Source organism: Agrobacterium sp. CG674 (genome assembly GCF_053521645.1).
Genome location: NZ_JBNWDZ010000001.1, coordinates 952,211 through 965,904, shown reverse-complemented (window position 1 = coordinate 965,904; position 13,694 = coordinate 952,211). Strand labels below are relative to the sequence as shown.

14 protein-coding genes are annotated in these 13,694 nt (G+C 55.1%); 3 read left to right on the top strand and 11 right to left on the bottom strand.

Annotation, left to right across the window (positions count from 1 at the left end; all coding sequences use genetic code 11):
- Positions 1–5 precede the first annotated feature (5 nt).
- The 11 genes from recO to rpoZ all read right to left on the bottom strand — a co-directional run bounded on the left by recO (position 6) and on the right by rpoZ (position 8,888).
- Entirely contained in the window at positions 6–743 is a 738-nt protein-coding gene (gene recO / locus ACQZ51_RS04735; RefSeq protein ID WP_448775541.1) for a DNA repair protein RecO, read from the bottom strand.
- A gap of 70 nt (positions 744–813) precedes the next feature.
- Positions 814–1,170, bottom strand: a complete 357-nt coding sequence (locus tag ACQZ51_RS04730; RefSeq protein ID WP_243256343.1) for a response regulator — start codon at positions 1,168–1,170, stop codon at positions 814–816.
- Between the two features lie 147 nt (positions 1,171–1,317).
- A complete protein-coding gene (locus tag ACQZ51_RS04725) occupies positions 1,318–2,070 on the bottom strand; it encodes a Crp/Fnr family transcriptional regulator (protein ID WP_448775539.1) in 753 nt (250 codons plus the stop codon).
- Between the two features lie 77 nt (positions 2,071–2,147).
- On the bottom strand, positions 2,148–3,104 hold the full coding sequence (gene era / locus ACQZ51_RS04720) for a GTPase Era (RefSeq protein WP_042618394.1): 957 nt from the start codon (positions 3,102–3,104) through the stop codon (positions 2,148–2,150).
- Positions 3,105–3,115: 11 nt separating this feature from the next.
- Positions 3,116–3,835 (bottom strand): ribonuclease III, encoded by a 720-nt coding sequence (gene rnc / locus ACQZ51_RS04715; protein WP_448775536.1) that lies wholly within the window; start codon positions 3,833–3,835, stop codon positions 3,116–3,118.
- Positions 3,832–4,578: a signal peptidase I gene (gene lepB, locus ACQZ51_RS04710; RefSeq protein WP_448775534.1), complete on the bottom strand. Its 747-nt coding sequence runs from the start codon at positions 4,576–4,578 to the stop codon at positions 3,832–3,834. The genes rnc and lepB overlap by 4 nt, the downstream gene beginning before the upstream one ends.
- 120 nt (positions 4,579–4,698) lie before the next feature.
- Complete coding sequence (acpS, locus tag ACQZ51_RS04705) at positions 4,699–5,103, bottom strand: holo-ACP synthase (RefSeq protein WP_448775532.1); 405 nt, start codon at positions 5,101–5,103, stop codon at positions 4,699–4,701.
- Positions 5,100–5,669, bottom strand: a complete 570-nt coding sequence (locus tag ACQZ51_RS04700) for a DUF2062 domain-containing protein (RefSeq protein WP_448775530.1) — start codon at positions 5,667–5,669, stop codon at positions 5,100–5,102. Before ACQZ51_RS04700 ends, acpS begins: the two co-directional genes overlap by 4 nt.
- Positions 5,670–5,790: 121 nt before the next feature.
- Positions 5,791–5,937 carry a hypothetical protein gene (locus tag ACQZ51_RS04695; RefSeq protein WP_042618389.1) on the bottom strand — a complete coding sequence of 49 codons (147 nt, stop codon included), beginning with the start codon at positions 5,935–5,937 and terminating at the stop codon, positions 5,791–5,793.
- A 188-nt stretch (positions 5,938–6,125) separates the two neighbouring features.
- Complete coding sequence (locus tag ACQZ51_RS04690; protein WP_042618473.1) at positions 6,126–8,360, bottom strand: RelA/SpoT family protein; 2,235 nt, start codon at positions 8,358–8,360, stop codon at positions 6,126–6,128.
- 138 nt (positions 8,361–8,498) lie between these two features.
- Entirely contained in the window at positions 8,499–8,888 is a 390-nt protein-coding gene (gene rpoZ / locus ACQZ51_RS04685; RefSeq protein WP_448775529.1) for a DNA-directed RNA polymerase subunit omega, read from the bottom strand.
- 284 nt (positions 8,889–9,172) lie between these two features.
- Between rpoZ and ACQZ51_RS04680 the strand changes: the two genes are divergently transcribed.
- From ACQZ51_RS04680 to ACQZ51_RS04670, 3 genes are all read left to right on the top strand, one after another.
- Positions 9,173–9,745 carry a LabA-like NYN domain-containing protein gene (locus ACQZ51_RS04680; RefSeq protein WP_042618387.1) on the top strand — a complete coding sequence of 191 codons (573 nt, stop codon included), beginning with the start codon at positions 9,173–9,175 and terminating at the stop codon, positions 9,743–9,745.
- Positions 9,746–9,923: 178 nt separating this feature from the next.
- Positions 9,924–11,420, top strand: coding sequence for a methyl-accepting chemotaxis protein (locus ACQZ51_RS04675; RefSeq protein ID WP_448775527.1), 1,497 nt, complete (start codon positions 9,924–9,926; stop codon positions 11,418–11,420).
- Between the two features lie 264 nt (positions 11,421–11,684).
- Entirely contained in the window at positions 11,685–13,688 is a 2,004-nt protein-coding gene (locus tag ACQZ51_RS04670; protein WP_448775526.1) for an HWE histidine kinase domain-containing protein, read from the top strand.
- Positions 13,689–13,694 lie beyond the last annotated feature (6 nt).

Here is a 13,694-nt window from a genome sequence, read left to right as displayed (position 1 = left end):
AGCCTTCAGGAAGCCTTATCCAAAGCCTTCAATGCCGCCTGCACGAAACCGTCGCGGGTGGCATTTTCGTTGAGGCCTCGCGGCTCATAGACATGGCGGTGCAGGAAATAGCCTGTCAGCCTGAAGGCAGCTGCCAGACTTTCGCTGTCTGCGGCCTTTGAGTTTTCCTTGTTCAGAAACTGAGGCAGCGCCAGCATACGGCTGGCATAGGGCGCGCCCGCGGCACGCGATACCGCCCTGCCCGTCTTTGGAGACACATAGATGAGGTCGTCGCGCAGGCCAGTCGCTGCACATTCCTCAAGATCCAAGCCGAAGCCGAGGTCGTTGAGAACGGCCAGTTCGAAGCGCACGAAAAGCTCGCCTGCATCGGCAGGGTCTGAGAGATTGTCGAGAATCACATCAAGTGCCTCAAACAGATGCGGGTGCGGATCGCGCTCCGGCAAAAGTCTGAGCAACGCGGCCATCGCTTGGACGCCATAAACCGCCGTTGCCGTTTCCATCAGCTGTGCGGCGCGCAATTGCAGTGGCTCAATGCGATATTCGCCCAAATGGTCATCCAGACGCGCCCGCCATATTACATCAACACGGTTTCCCGGCTGAAGCACCGGTTGCATGCTGCGTGACCGACCTGATCGCACAAGCCCCAGATAACGCCCACGGGTGCGTGTCATCACCTCGGCAATGACGCTCGTCTCACCGTGGCGCTTTACGCCCAGAATAATCGCATCGTCCTGCCATTGCATGGATGGGTTGCTCGATCTGCTACTACAAAGTTTAGATATAGCCGATCTGGCGCGTGAGCGCTTGGGGCTTTTACTGCGTCATGATGCGCGTGACGAAAGTTTTCAACTCGATTTCACCAAAGGGCTTATCGAGAAGATGCGAATCGGCGAAGTCAGGTGGAAAGCCGCTCGTGTCGCCGTAACCACTCACAAAGCCAAAAGGAATCGCGTGTTCCCTCAGGTGGCGCGCAAGCTCATAGCTCATGCCATCGGAAAGGCTGACATCGAGAAGAACACAGTCAGGCTTTTCGCGGAGCAGTGACTCCTTGGCCTGGAATAAAGTCGTAGCAATATCGATCGCTTTAACGCCCATGGCTTGAAGCGATGTTTCCACATCCATGGCAACCAGATATTCATCCTCTACGATGAGGACCCGCTGAGGCAACATATTTTATCTTCTCCGGCCGCTTAAAATATCGCAGCACCAAAAAAATCCATGAACATTCACGGAACCAATTCCTATCACATCGCAGATCGGGTCGACATCGTCATTTAAAAAAGACATACCGAAACGAGCTGTTTTATATTAGAATTGCTAGATAAATGGTCTCAAATTGCGCAAATCCGGTTCCCAACTCGCAATCTGGGCCAAGCCAGTTGCATCAAGAATAATACAACCTTTATCTGTCCAGCGAATCAAGCCCTTATCGGCAAGTTTGCGTAGGGTCTTGTTGGTGTGCACGATGGATAAGCCGAGCGTATCGGCGACGTGCTGCTGCGTCACCGGTATCGGGCCGTCCTTCTCCATAAGGCCAACGCGCACAGCCTTGTTGTGTAACAGCGCCAGCAAATATGCCGCACGCTCCAGCGCCGTTCTTCGCCCGACGCTGAGAAGATGGCTGTCGAGCATCCGCTCTTCGCTGGCCGCTATCCAGGTAATATCATAGGCGAGCGACGGGTGATCACCAAAGAGGCTGTTGAGCCGTCCGCGCTCGAAAACACACAGCGTAATCGGTGAAAGCGCCTCAACGGAATGCTGCATCTCGCCCATGACAGTTCCCTGCAACCCGACGAGATCGCCGGGCATCAGGTAATTGAGGATCTGACGGCGTCCATCCTCCAGCGTCTTGTAGCGAAAGCCCCAACCTTGCAGGATCGTATAGAGATGAGCGCTGTGAGAGCCCTCCATCAGCACGATGGCGCCGGGCTCCACAGAAAGCTCCCCGGTTTTGAAATGGGAAACGAAACCCAGCTCTGCCGGAGAAAAATCGCGGAAATATTTGAGACCTCGCAAGGGACATTGCTCGCAAGGGGTGGTCGACATTCCGTTAGGCTTCTTTGGCGACATGGGTATCCATTAACAACGAAAACGATAAGGCTATCAGAGCATTCACCCGGAAACCACGTCGGTCCCGCCGTGGATCGTCAGTTCCGAGGAAACTCCAGACCCATTTCGCGGAAGCGCTCCGGGTCATCACCCCAGTTTTCGCGGACCTTCACGAAAAGGAAGAGGTGGACGGTCTGCTCAAGAATTGCCGAGAGTTCCTTGCGCGAGGATGACGAGATAGCCTTGATGGCATCGCCATTCTTGCCCAGAGCAATCTTCTTCTGGCTGTCACGCTCGACATAGATGACCTGCTCGATGCGCACGGAGCCATCCTTGCGCTCTTCCCACTTTTCGGTTTCCACGTGGGATGCGTAAGGCAATTCCTGGTGCAGACGCAAAAACAGCTTCTCGCGGGTAATTTCGGCAGCAAGCTGCCGCATGGGAAGATCCGAGATCTGGTCTTCCGGATAGTACCACGGTCCCTGCGGCAACTCATCCGACAGATAGTTCATCAAATCGTCGCAACCGGAACCGTTGGTCGCCGAGATCATGAAGGTGCGGTCGAAGTTGACGATTTCATTGGCGGCAGACGCCAGCTTTAGCAAATCCTCGCGCTGCACCTGATCGATCTTGTTCAGGCAGAGAATTTTCGTCTGCTTCACATCTTTCAGGCCTTCCAGAATCGTCTGCGCGTCGCCCTTCAAGCCACGTTCACTGTCGATCAGAAGCAGAATGATATCCGCATCCTTTGCGCCACCCCAGGCGGATGTCACCATGGCGCGGTCCAGCCGGCGGCGAGGCTTGAAAATGCCGGGCGTGTCCATGAACACGATCTGGGCATTGTTGTGGATGGCGATGCCGCGCATCACGGCGCGTGTCGTCTGCACCTTGTGGCTGACGATGGACACCTTGGCGCCAACGAGATGGTTCACAAGCGTGGACTTGCCAGCATTGGTCGGGCCGATCAGCGCGACAAAGCCGGAATGGGTCGGTCTGTTCTCAACGGCTTCAACGGTGTCTTCAGACGGCGTGGCGTCCATTTCATGCTCGGTCATGGGATATCCAATCAGTTTGCGGCAGAGGCTTTCTGCCAAACGCCTTCGCGTTCCAATAATTTCGTCGCGGCCACCTGCTCTGCGGCGCGCTTGGAGCGATCAACACCCGTTTCGGGCGCTACGCCGGGCACCACGACCGTCACCGTGAAGCTTGGATCGTGGTCCGGTCCGGTGCGATCGTCAATCCTGTAAAGGGGTGTCGCCGCAAATTTTGCGTGCGCCCATTCCTGCAATTCGGTCTTGGCATCGCGCCGCCCGGCATCCAGGCGTGTGGCGCGCTCGTTCCAGTATTTCAAAATGAACTGACGTCCTGCCTCCAGCCCGCCATCGATATAGATGGCCGCAATCAGGCTTTCCACCACATCGGCCCGCACATTCAGCATCGCCTTGCCGGTCAGTTTCTTGACATCGGCACCAGTGCGAATGAACACATGCAGACCCATCTCATCGGCAATGGCCGCGCAGGATTCAGCACTGACGAGTTGGTTCAGGCGGACGGAAAGCTCGCCTTCGGTCGCCGTGCGGAATGTCGTGAACAGCAGTTCGGCAACGCAAAGCCCCAGTACACGGTCGCCCAGAAATTCGAGCCGCTCGTAATTGCCGCTCTTTCCGGCATTGGCGCTTGCATGGGTCAAGGCCCGGTCAAGCCGGGCCTTTTCCTTGAACTGATACCCGATAAGGGCTTCCAGACGATTGATTTCCTCCGTCGAAAGCGGCTTTACCTTGCTCATTGAACAACCTTGAAAAGGCGGTCCCAACGCATGTTGGCGGGCCAATCCCAAATACGGCTGAATGGTGTGTCATTGCCAAGAGAGAAGAAGATGACGCTTGCGCGGCCAATCAGGTTTTCAGCGGGCACGAAGCCGACATCAAAGCGGCTATCCAGCGAATTGTCGCGATTGTCGCCCATCATGAAGTAATGGCCTTCCGGCACGATGAATTCACGCGTGTTGTCGCCACGCGAATCCGGCGACTGGTCCAGCGTGTCGAAGTTCACACCATTATCCAGCGTTTCGCGGAAAACAGGAACATTGGCGCCGGGATCGGCACGGTAATCAGAGGTGAACACGCCATCCGGCTGCTTTGGAACAGCAGTGCCGTTGATGAAGAGCACGCCATTTGTGACCTGAACGCGGTCACCGGGCAGGCCGACAAGGCGCTTGATGTAATCCACCTCAGGGTTCGGCGGCAGGCGGAAGACTACGACGTCGCCGCGCTTAGGCTCACTGAATTGCAGGATACGGCCCGAGAACAGGTCGGGAGAAAACGGCATGGAGTATTTTGAATAGCCGTAGGAGAACTTGTTGACGAACAGGTAATCTCCAACCAGCAAGGTCGGCATCATGGAGCCCGACGGAATGGTGAAAGGCTGGAACAGCACCGTGCGGATGACCATCGCGAGCAGCAATGCCTGCACGATGACCTTGACGTTTTCCCAAAGGGCGCTCTGCTTCTTTTCAGCTTTTTCGGACACTTAGACCTGCCTGCTCGTTCTTTGATTTCGACGGACTTCTCTAGAACCTTTCCAGGGCAAAGGAAAGCGTTTCCATAGCCGACGGCGGTGTGAAACCAGCGGAAGCAGTGGAATCAGACGTTATTTCGTCACCAGCAACGCTTCTATGATGACAAAAGCCTGTGCATAGGGAAATTCATCCGTGATGGTGAGGTGAATGACGGCCTCATGTCCCGATGGTAAAAGCATGGCCAAACGCTCTGCCGCGCCATTGGTCAGCTTCATCGTCGGCTTGCCGCTAGGCAGGTTGACGACGCCCATATCTTTCCAGAAAACACCCTGCGCCAAGCCGGTGCCGAGAGCCTTGGAGCAGGCTTCCTTGGCCGCGAAACGCTTCGCATAGGATGCCGCACGGTTCTTGCGGCCGTCGGATTTCGCCTGCTCGACGTCTGTGAAGCAGCGATAGGTGAAGCGATCACCAAAACGCTCAATCGATGTTTCGATGCGCCTGATATCGATGAGGTCGCTGCCCATTCCAATAATCATTTCACAGCACCCAGAGACGGTTTGGCCAAGGCAGCACGCTGCAAATCCTTCTTCGTTCTGACGCTGCGGATAATGGCGTAGACACTGATATAAGCGAGGATGGCTGTGAAAGCGCCGGGAATGAGCGCGCCAACCGTCATTGGCTCCAGTACGGGGCGCCAGAGCTGCATGAAGTTCATATGGCTAAAAAGCGTGGCAAAATCCACATGCGCCGACGCCGTCTGGTCGCCGCGCCCCAATATGACGTGACCGATCTCCCAGGTGGAGGCCCAGATCAACGGAAATGTCAGCGGGTTTGCAAAGGTGGTGCCCAGGGCTGCGGCAACAAGATTGGCTCTGAGAACAAAACCAATGACCATGGCGATGATGATATGAACGCCGAGGAAGGGTGTCCATGACACCCCGACACCAACCGCCACACCAGCGGCAATGGAGTATGGCGAGGCAGAAAGCCGCACCAGCTTCAGCTTGAGATAGCGAAGCAAACGACGAAAGCCCATGCGCGGCCAGATGGCGGCGCGCACTCTTTCAGAAAGTCTTAACGGTCTACGGCGACGAAACGGCATATGGAGAACCTATTGCATCGTTTCGTTTGCGCCAAGAGCAAAACCGCGCTTGACCTCAAGAGCGCATCAATGAAGCGCTCCGACATGCACCATACCGGCATGGCCGGTATGCATTTTTGTATTAGCGACGGAACATGCCGCGATCAACTTCGCGCTGGCGGAATTCCAGGTCGATGCGCGATACGGAATCGCTGAGATAGTCGAATTCACGTTCCTGAGTTGTCTTGCCACGAACGGCACGAGCAATCTTGCGAAGGGGTCCAAACATCTTCTTTTCCTTTCAGAGACAAGCGGGCCAAAGCATCTTTGGGTGTTTGGCTGGCCGCCGTGTCTGTTTCAGTTTCTGAAGTGAAGATAGTTCGAAATGGCCTCGGTGACTACAGACAGGACAAGGGCGCTGCCATGCACTCAGCGCATAGCAGCGCCCTTAAGGGGCAATAATTAGGCAAATCTGCCTCAATCAAAGGCACGTTTGACCGTGGACACGCAATCCAGATCACTCAGCTGCGACAAGAGCTGGTTCAACTGCCTGAGATCCCAGACCTCGATGTCGAGGGCGAGTTCGGAAAAGTCGGTTCCGATCCGCACCATATTCAGGCCGCGAATATTCACGTCCAGCGTGGCGATGGATTGCGCGACGGATGCGAGCGTGCCGGGTTCATTCAGCGCGTTGATCATGACACGCGCCATGAAACGAGACTTGTTGGCCTCATCCAGATCCCAGCGCACATCAATCCAGCGTTCCGGTTCGTCATCGAAGCGTTGCAGCGCCGGTGACTGGATCGGGTAAATGGTGATACCCTTACCTTTTTCCATGATGCCGACGATGCGATCACCCGGAACGGCGCCTGCTGCACCGAAATGCACCTCGACATTATCAGACAGGCCACGGATCGGCAGCGGGTCCGGCCCCTCAACCAGTTCGGTAGCGCCGTCATCTTCCAGCACCGAGCGCGACTTGCCGGGTATCTTGAAGACCATGCCAGATGCGCTGCGCATATTGAACCAGCCATCGTCGCCGGTCATCTTCACAGTCACGCGCTCATCCTGATAATCGGGATAGACGGCGCGCAGCACATCAAGAGATGACACTTCGCCACGGCCAACAGCGGCAATTGCGTCCTCTACGTCCTTCTGCGCCAGCCGGTGAAGAACGGGCTTCAACCCTTCCCGCGAGAACGGCTTGCCGGCACGCTCAAAGGTGCGCTCGAGAATGCGGTAACCGAGACCGGCATATTGCTTGCGAATGGCCATGCGGGTCGCACGGCGAATGGCGGAGCGCGCCTTGCCAGTGACGACCACCTCTTCCCATGCGGCAGGCGGAACCTGCACGCCGGACCTGATGATCTCGACCTCGTCACCATTGTTCAGCCGCGTGACAAGCGGCATGATCCGGCCATTGATCTTTGCCCCCACGGTCGTGTCACCAATATTGGTGTGAACGGCATAGGCAAAATCGATGGGCGTCGCACCACGCGGCAGCGCAATCAGCTTGCCCTTGGGCGTGAAGCAGAAAACCTGATCCTGAAACAGTTCGAGCTTGGTGTGCTCCAGAAACTCTTCCGGGCTGTCTCCGTCTGCAAGGGCTTCAATCGTGTGGCGAAGCCACGAATAGGCGTTGGATTCCGGCGACAGGACATCCCCATCACGGATTTCGCCATCCTTGTAGAGCGAATGCGCGGCAATGCCATATTCGGCGATTTCATGCATGCGCTTGGTGCGGATCTGCAATTCAATACGCTGACGTGACGGCCCGACAATTGTGGTGTGGATGGAACGGTAGTCGTTCTGCTTCGGTGTCGAAATATAGTCCTTGAACCGGCCCGGCACGACGCGCCAGCGTGTGTGGACAATCCCGAGCGCCCGATAGCAGGACGGCAGATCCTGCACCAGAATGCGGAAGCCATAGACATCGGAAAGCTGCTCGAAAGACAGCGACTTCGATTGCATCTTGCGGAAAACGGAATGCGGCTTCTTCTGCCGTCCTTTGACGTAAGCGCCCTGAATGCCGTTGGCGAGCAGCAACTCACGCAATTCGTCTTCAATCTTTTTGACGAGGCCCTGATTCTGCTCTTCGAGAGACTGCAGACGCTTGGTCACCGTCTCGAACGCTTCCGGGTTGAGGTAGCGGAACGAAAGGTCTTCCAACTCGTCGCGCATATCCTGCATGCCCATGCGCCCGGCAAGCGGCGCATAGATTTCCATCGTCTCTTCTGAAATCCGGCTGCGCTTGTCCTCGGGCATATGCTCCATGGTGCGCATATTGTGGAGCCGGTCAGCCAGCTTCACGAGGAGCACGCGCACGTCATCGGAGATCGCCAGCAGAAGCTTGCGCAGATTTTCGGCCTGTTTGGCCTTCTTGGTCACAAGGTCAAGCTTCTTGAGCTTGGTCAACCCTTCCACCAGCCGTCCAATGTCTTCACCGAAGAGATCATCGATTTCCGCGCGGGTGGCGCTCGTGTCTTCAATTGTATCATGCAGCAAAGCGACGGCGATGGTCGATTCGTCGAGATGCATCTCGGTCAGGATAGCCGCGACTTCCAGCGGATGCGAAATATACGGGTCGCCATTGGCGCGCTTCTGCTGGCCATGCTTTTGCATGGCATAGACATAAGCCTTGTTCAGCAAGGCTTCGTTTGCTTCAGGCTTATATTTTTGAACCCGCTCAACGAGTTCGTATTGTCGCATCATGTATGGGATGCCCCGAAAAAAGAAAGCGCGCCAATCGTTAGACAGGCGCACAATGCTGCATAATCTGCGTTCAGATTATGACGACAAATCTTTAAAGAGCGTAACTGACAGTACCCTGACAGTTGCGATTCATCAAAATCAATAGTCGTCGTTCTTTTCAGGCGGCACAAGGCCTTCGATACCAGCCAGAAGATCTTCTTCCGTCATCTGGTCGAAATTAACGCTTTCGGGCGCATCATCGTCTTCAGCATCGCCAGCAGAAGCTGCGATCGTGACTGGATCGGGCTCTGGCTCGTCCACTTCAACATGCTTCTGCAGCGAGTGGATCAAGTCTTCCTTCAGGTCGTCAGGAGACAGTGTTTCGTCAGCAATTTCTCGCAATGCCACGACAGGATTCTTGTCGTTGTCACGATCGATCGTGATCTGCGACCCCTGCGAAATCTGGCGCGCACGATGGCTGGCCAGCAAAACCAGTTCGAAACGGTTGTCTACTTTATCAATGCAATCTTCTACGGTGACACGGGCCATTGCCTGTCCTTTGCGGTCTTAATGTCGCGGATTACCCGTTCCGATACAGGCATTGGCCAAAGATTTCAAGTTTTTCCTCAACTGCCTGTTTGCCTGGCAGTGAGCAGCCTATTTTAGGCTTGATAGATTAAACTTTACACATAATTCTGGCTTTAGGGCTGGACTGATGCTTAATGACGCTTATATGAATGGTTGATAATGTACAAAACGACGTGCGCATATTTGCTGAAACATTACTGCGGACACTATTAGCGACTCGGTAGCCGAGGAAGGATTTGATTTTTATGTTCGACCCACGCGAGAAAATTGCGCTTTTTATTGACGGTGCCAATCTTTATGCCGCTTCGAAAAGCCTCGGTTTTGATATTGATTACCGCAAACTTTTGAAAGCATTCCAGAAGCGCGGCTATTTGCTACGCGCTTATTATTACACCGCCCTCATCGAAGATCAGGAATATTCCTCCATTCGTCCGCTGATCGATTGGTTGGACTATAATGGTTACAAGGTTGTGACAAAGCCCGCCAAGGAATTTACCGACGCCATGGGCCGCCGCAAGATCAAGGGCAATATGGACATCGAACTTGCTGTCGATGCCATGGAGCAATCCGAGACTGTGGACCACCTGGTGCTGTTTTCCGGCGACGGTGATTTTACAACGCTTGTGGACGCAATCCAGCGCCGTGGCCGCAAGGTTTCCGTTGTCTCGACCATGTCGACGCAGCCGCCCATGATTGCCGATGATCTGCGCCGTCAGGCCGATCACTTCATCGATTTGCTGTCGTTGAAAGCAGAAATCGGTCGCGATCCAAGCGAACGGACCCACCGCGTGGTGGAAACGGCTGAAACTGTCGAGTAAGCATTCGCATCATCACAGTATTAAAACGCGTGCCTTTAACCGGGGTGCGCGTTTTTTTATTTGCGCCCGTAAAATTAAAGGGTTTCATCAACTTTAGCACTTCATTAAGCAAGAATCCTTACCTTCATTCCATATTGGACGCGATGGGGATCGTGTTTTTGAATTAGGGGTTAAGCGCATGAATCGACAGCAAGACGCACTCCAGCTTACGGAGCGGCTTGAATTTCTGGGACTTGGCTCAGAAGAAAAACGAGATCTCGCTGCGCTGAAGCCCGCAATATCGGCCTCTCTTGATGCCTCGCTGACCGCTTTCTACAAAAAAGCGAAAGCTGTGCCTGCAACGGCGAAATTCTTCGCCAACGACGCCCATATCCAGCACGCCAAATCCATGCAGATCAAGCACTGGGAAACCATCGCTTCGGGCGTCTACGACAGTCAATATACCGAGGCCGTGACCGCCATCGGTCGCACCCATGCACGTCTCGGCCTTGAACCGCGCTGGTATATTGGCGGCTACGCCCTCATTCTCGAAGGGATCATCACCTCCGTCATCGAGTCCCAGTTTCAGAGCTTTATGGTCAAGAACAAGGGCAAGAAAGTAGCCCGGGATATTTCGATCGCCGTCAAGGCCGCGCTGCTGGACATCGATTACTCTGTTTCGGTCTATCTTGATGCACTTGCCGAAGAGCGGACCAAAATCGAATTTGAGCAGCAGCGCATGAAGCAGGAACAGGAGCAGGTTCTTTCGCTTCTGAACTCGGCTTTGAACCTCGTCGCTAAGGGTGACATGACCCCTCGCCTCGATAGCGTCTTGCCGGAAGAATTTGACGCGCTGAAAAACAATTTCAACTCTGCGCTTAGCAAGCTATCAGGCGCATTTTCCGAAATCATCGAAGAATCACGCAAAATCTCGGAAAATACTCGGGAACTGACTGCATCCACGGACGATATGGCACGCCGCACGGAGCAGCAGGCCGCTTCGCTGGAGCAGACCGCTGCCGCGCTGGATCAAATCACCAATATTTCCAAACAGTCTGCGCAACGCACCGAACTGGCAAAGGAGATCGTGACGAGCTCGGCCGAGGAAGCTGTACGGTCGCGCCACATTGTCACTAAAGCCGTGGAAGCAATGAGTGCCATTGAGCAATCATCGCAAAAAATCGCTCAGATCGTCGGTGTTATCGACGAGATTGCGTTTCAGACCAACCTGCTCGCGCTGAACGCGGGCGTCGAGGCCGCTCGCGCCGGGGAAGCAGGCAAGGGCTTTGCCGTTGTGGCTCAGGAAGTGCGGGAACTCGCCCAGCGCTCGGCAAATGCCGCCAAGGAAATCCGGACGCTGATTGATAGGTCGTCACAGGACGTGTCGAATGGTGTTTCACTGGTGAACCGCACGGGCGAAGCGCTGAATTCCATCGGAGGCAAGGTCGATCACATCCAGGAACATATCGGCGCGATTACGCTCGCCGTGCAAGAGCAGGCCGTTGGCATTCATCAAATCAATTCCGCCATCAGCAGCATGGACCAGCTGACGCAGCAGAACGCTGCGATGGTTGAGGAAACCAATGCGGCTACACACGGCTTGAACGATGTCAGCAACAATCTGGCAGCGCTGATCAGCCGGTTCAATGTAAAGGCCACAGTCCGCCACCAGCAACCGGCCTATCGCGCCGCCTGATTGGCACGCAATTTTCGATGAGATATCAAAAAGCGCCCATGCGGTATTCATACACCGCATGGGCGCTTTTGCGTTTTCGGCAGCCTACTGGCGAACCTTGAAATGAAGCGTGCGCAAAACGTGAGCAAAACGTTTTTTTTCTTATGTTAATGAATGAATTAATGTAACTAATGAAGCGAAGAGCGGGCGGATCGCGCCGACGCAAAATTGCAGATTATTTTTTAAGGTCCCATGGAAGGTCTTGCTTCTAAAGAACAGCGGCGTTTGGCTGCACTGGATAGCTACAACGTCCTTGATACGCCGCGCGAGCAGGATTTCGATGACTTGGCACTGCTGGCATCCACGATCTGCGATACGCCCATCGCTGTCATCAACCTGATTGGTGAAGATCGGCAGTTTTTCAAGGCAGAGGTTGGTCTGGGCGTGCGTGAGACGCCGCTGGATACATCATTCTGCGCACGAGCCATTCTTGAAAATAACTTTCTGATCATTCCCGACGCGACCAAAGACCCGCGTTTCGAAAACAACCCGCTTGTCACGGGAACGCCTCATATTCGTTTTTACGCCGGCGTGCTTTTGAAGTCGGACGATGGCCTTCCCATTGGTACGGTTTGCGTACTTGGGCATGAGCCAAAGCAGCTGACAAATGCGCAAAAAGCCGCGTTGGAGGGCTTAGCGCGGCAGGTCATGTCGCATCTCGAACTGCGCCGCACGCTTCAGACAATGTCATATGACCTCACTCTTGAGCGACGCCTTTCGGCACGGCGGCAACTGCGCGTCAGCCGGGTGGGCGCGAAAAACGAGGAGCTCCGCGTCAAGGATGCCCGTTCGAAAGCGGCCCATGACGCCGGTCAAATCGGAATATTCGAAATCGATATTGCGACGGACGAGATGATTGTCTCGGACGAGTTCTGCCGCATTTTTGGTGTGCCGGAACAGCCAAACTATCATGCTTCCGTGTTTCAGAATCTGATTATCGATGCCGACCGAAAGACGGCATCCGACACTGCCAACCGGAATACCGCCATGGCGCCGCTCAGCGTTGAGTATCGTGTCAGGCGCGGCAATGACCAGCGTGTGCGTTGGGTGGCGCGCCGTGCGCAGTTCATCATGGATGATCGCGGCGTGCCGGTGAAGATGATTGGCGTGGTCATCGACATCACCGATTCGAAACGCAAGGATGCTCGCATTGCCTCGCTGCTTACCTTGGGCGACCGGTTGCGTGCGGGCAAGACGGTGGAAGATATCTCCCGCATCACATCCGAGATTCTGGCGGATGGTCTTGGCGTCAAGCGCGCAGGATATTTGACGGTCAACAGCGCAACGAACAGCCTGTTTGTCGAGTTCAACTGGCTTGCGCCAGGCACAGAGACGATTGCAGGGCATCACACTTTAAGTGATTTTCAGGCGACGATCCGGCGGCTCGAAATCGGCGATACGCTGGCCGTGCCGAATATCAATGCCGCGAGCTGGCTGGACGAAGACACCGGCTCTTATGCCGCCATGGGTGTTCGGTCCTTTGTCAAAGTTCCGATTGTGGATCGCGGCGCTTTGGTTGGCATTCTGTTTGCGCATGATGCAAAGCCGCGTTTCTGGAGCAAGCTGGAACTGGATTTCGCCTGGGGTGTGGCAGACCGTGCCTATGCCGCGATTGCACGCATCAATGCTGAATCAGAGCAGCGCATTCTAAATCAGGAACTCAGCCACCGCTTGAAGAATACGCTGTCGATTGTGCAGGCCATTGCCGCGCAGACGCTTCGAAACGTGACGGAAAAAGAAGCCGTTGCCGCCTTCAATGGAAGGCTCCAGGCGCTCAGTTCCGCACATAATGTGCTCTTGCAGCAATCATGGTCGACAGCGCGTCTTCGGGAAGTGATCGGCCGCGTCATGCATCTTCATGCGGGCGATGGAAAGGTCATCATGTCCGGCCCCGAGGTTCCGCTGGGGCCTAAGGCCGGATTGTCTCTGTCCCTTTTGCTGCATGAGCTTGGCACGAATGCGATCAAATATGGCGCGCTTTCCACAGATGCCGGTCAGGTGGACATCAGCTGGCACGTCTCGGATGATTCTGAAAAACCGATTCTCACCCTCAAATGGGAAGAGAAAGGCGGACCGCCTGCAGCGGAGCCGGAGCGGAGGGGCTTTGGTTCCCGCCTCATACGCATGGGCATTGCCGGAACAGGTGACGTGGAGAAGAATTTTACGCCTAGCGGCCTGATCGCGACATTCCGCGCACCGCTATCGCTTGTCATGGAATTGGGCGAGTAATCGCCC

What these genes read in the sequence shown, in the direction of transcription:
- ACQZ51_RS04690 (WP_042618473.1), bottom strand. Translation starts at nt 8,360, where the DNA reads ATGATGCGACAATACGAACTCGTTGAGCGGGTTCAAAAATATAAGCCT.
- rpoZ (WP_448775529.1), bottom strand. Translation starts at nt 8,888, where the DNA reads ATGGCCCGTGTCACCGTAGAAGATTGCATTGATAAAGTAGACAACCGT.
- acpS (WP_448775532.1), bottom strand. Translation starts at nt 5,103, where the DNA reads ATGATTATTGGAATGGGCAGCGACCTCATCGATATCAGGCGCATCGAA.
- ACQZ51_RS04725 (WP_448775539.1), bottom strand. Translation starts at nt 2,070, where the DNA reads ATGTCGCCAAAGAAGCCTAACGGAATGTCGACCACCCCTTGCGAGCAA.
- ACQZ51_RS04680 (WP_042618387.1), top strand. Translation starts at nt 9,173, where the DNA reads ATGTTCGACCCACGCGAGAAAATTGCGCTTTTTATTGACGGTGCCAAT.
- ACQZ51_RS04675 (WP_448775527.1), top strand. Translation starts at nt 9,924, where the DNA reads ATGAATCGACAGCAAGACGCACTCCAGCTTACGGAGCGGCTTGAATTT.
- ACQZ51_RS04695 (WP_042618389.1), bottom strand. Translation starts at nt 5,937, where the DNA reads ATGTTTGGACCCCTTCGCAAGATTGCTCGTGCCGTTCGTGGCAAGACA.
- ACQZ51_RS04700 (WP_448775530.1), bottom strand. Translation starts at nt 5,669, where the DNA reads ATGCCGTTTCGTCGCCGTAGACCGTTAAGACTTTCTGAAAGAGTGCGC.
- recO (WP_448775541.1), bottom strand. Translation starts at nt 743, where the DNA reads ATGCAATGGCAGGACGATGCGATTATTCTGGGCGTAAAGCGCCACGGT.
- ACQZ51_RS04730 (WP_243256343.1), bottom strand. Translation starts at nt 1,170, where the DNA reads ATGTTGCCTCAGCGGGTCCTCATCGTAGAGGATGAATATCTGGTTGCC.
- era (WP_042618394.1), bottom strand. Translation starts at nt 3,104, where the DNA reads ATGACCGAGCATGAAATGGACGCCACGCCGTCTGAAGACACCGTTGAA.
- rnc (WP_448775536.1), bottom strand. Translation starts at nt 3,835, where the DNA reads ATGAGCAAGGTAAAGCCGCTTTCGACGGAGGAAATCAATCGTCTGGAA.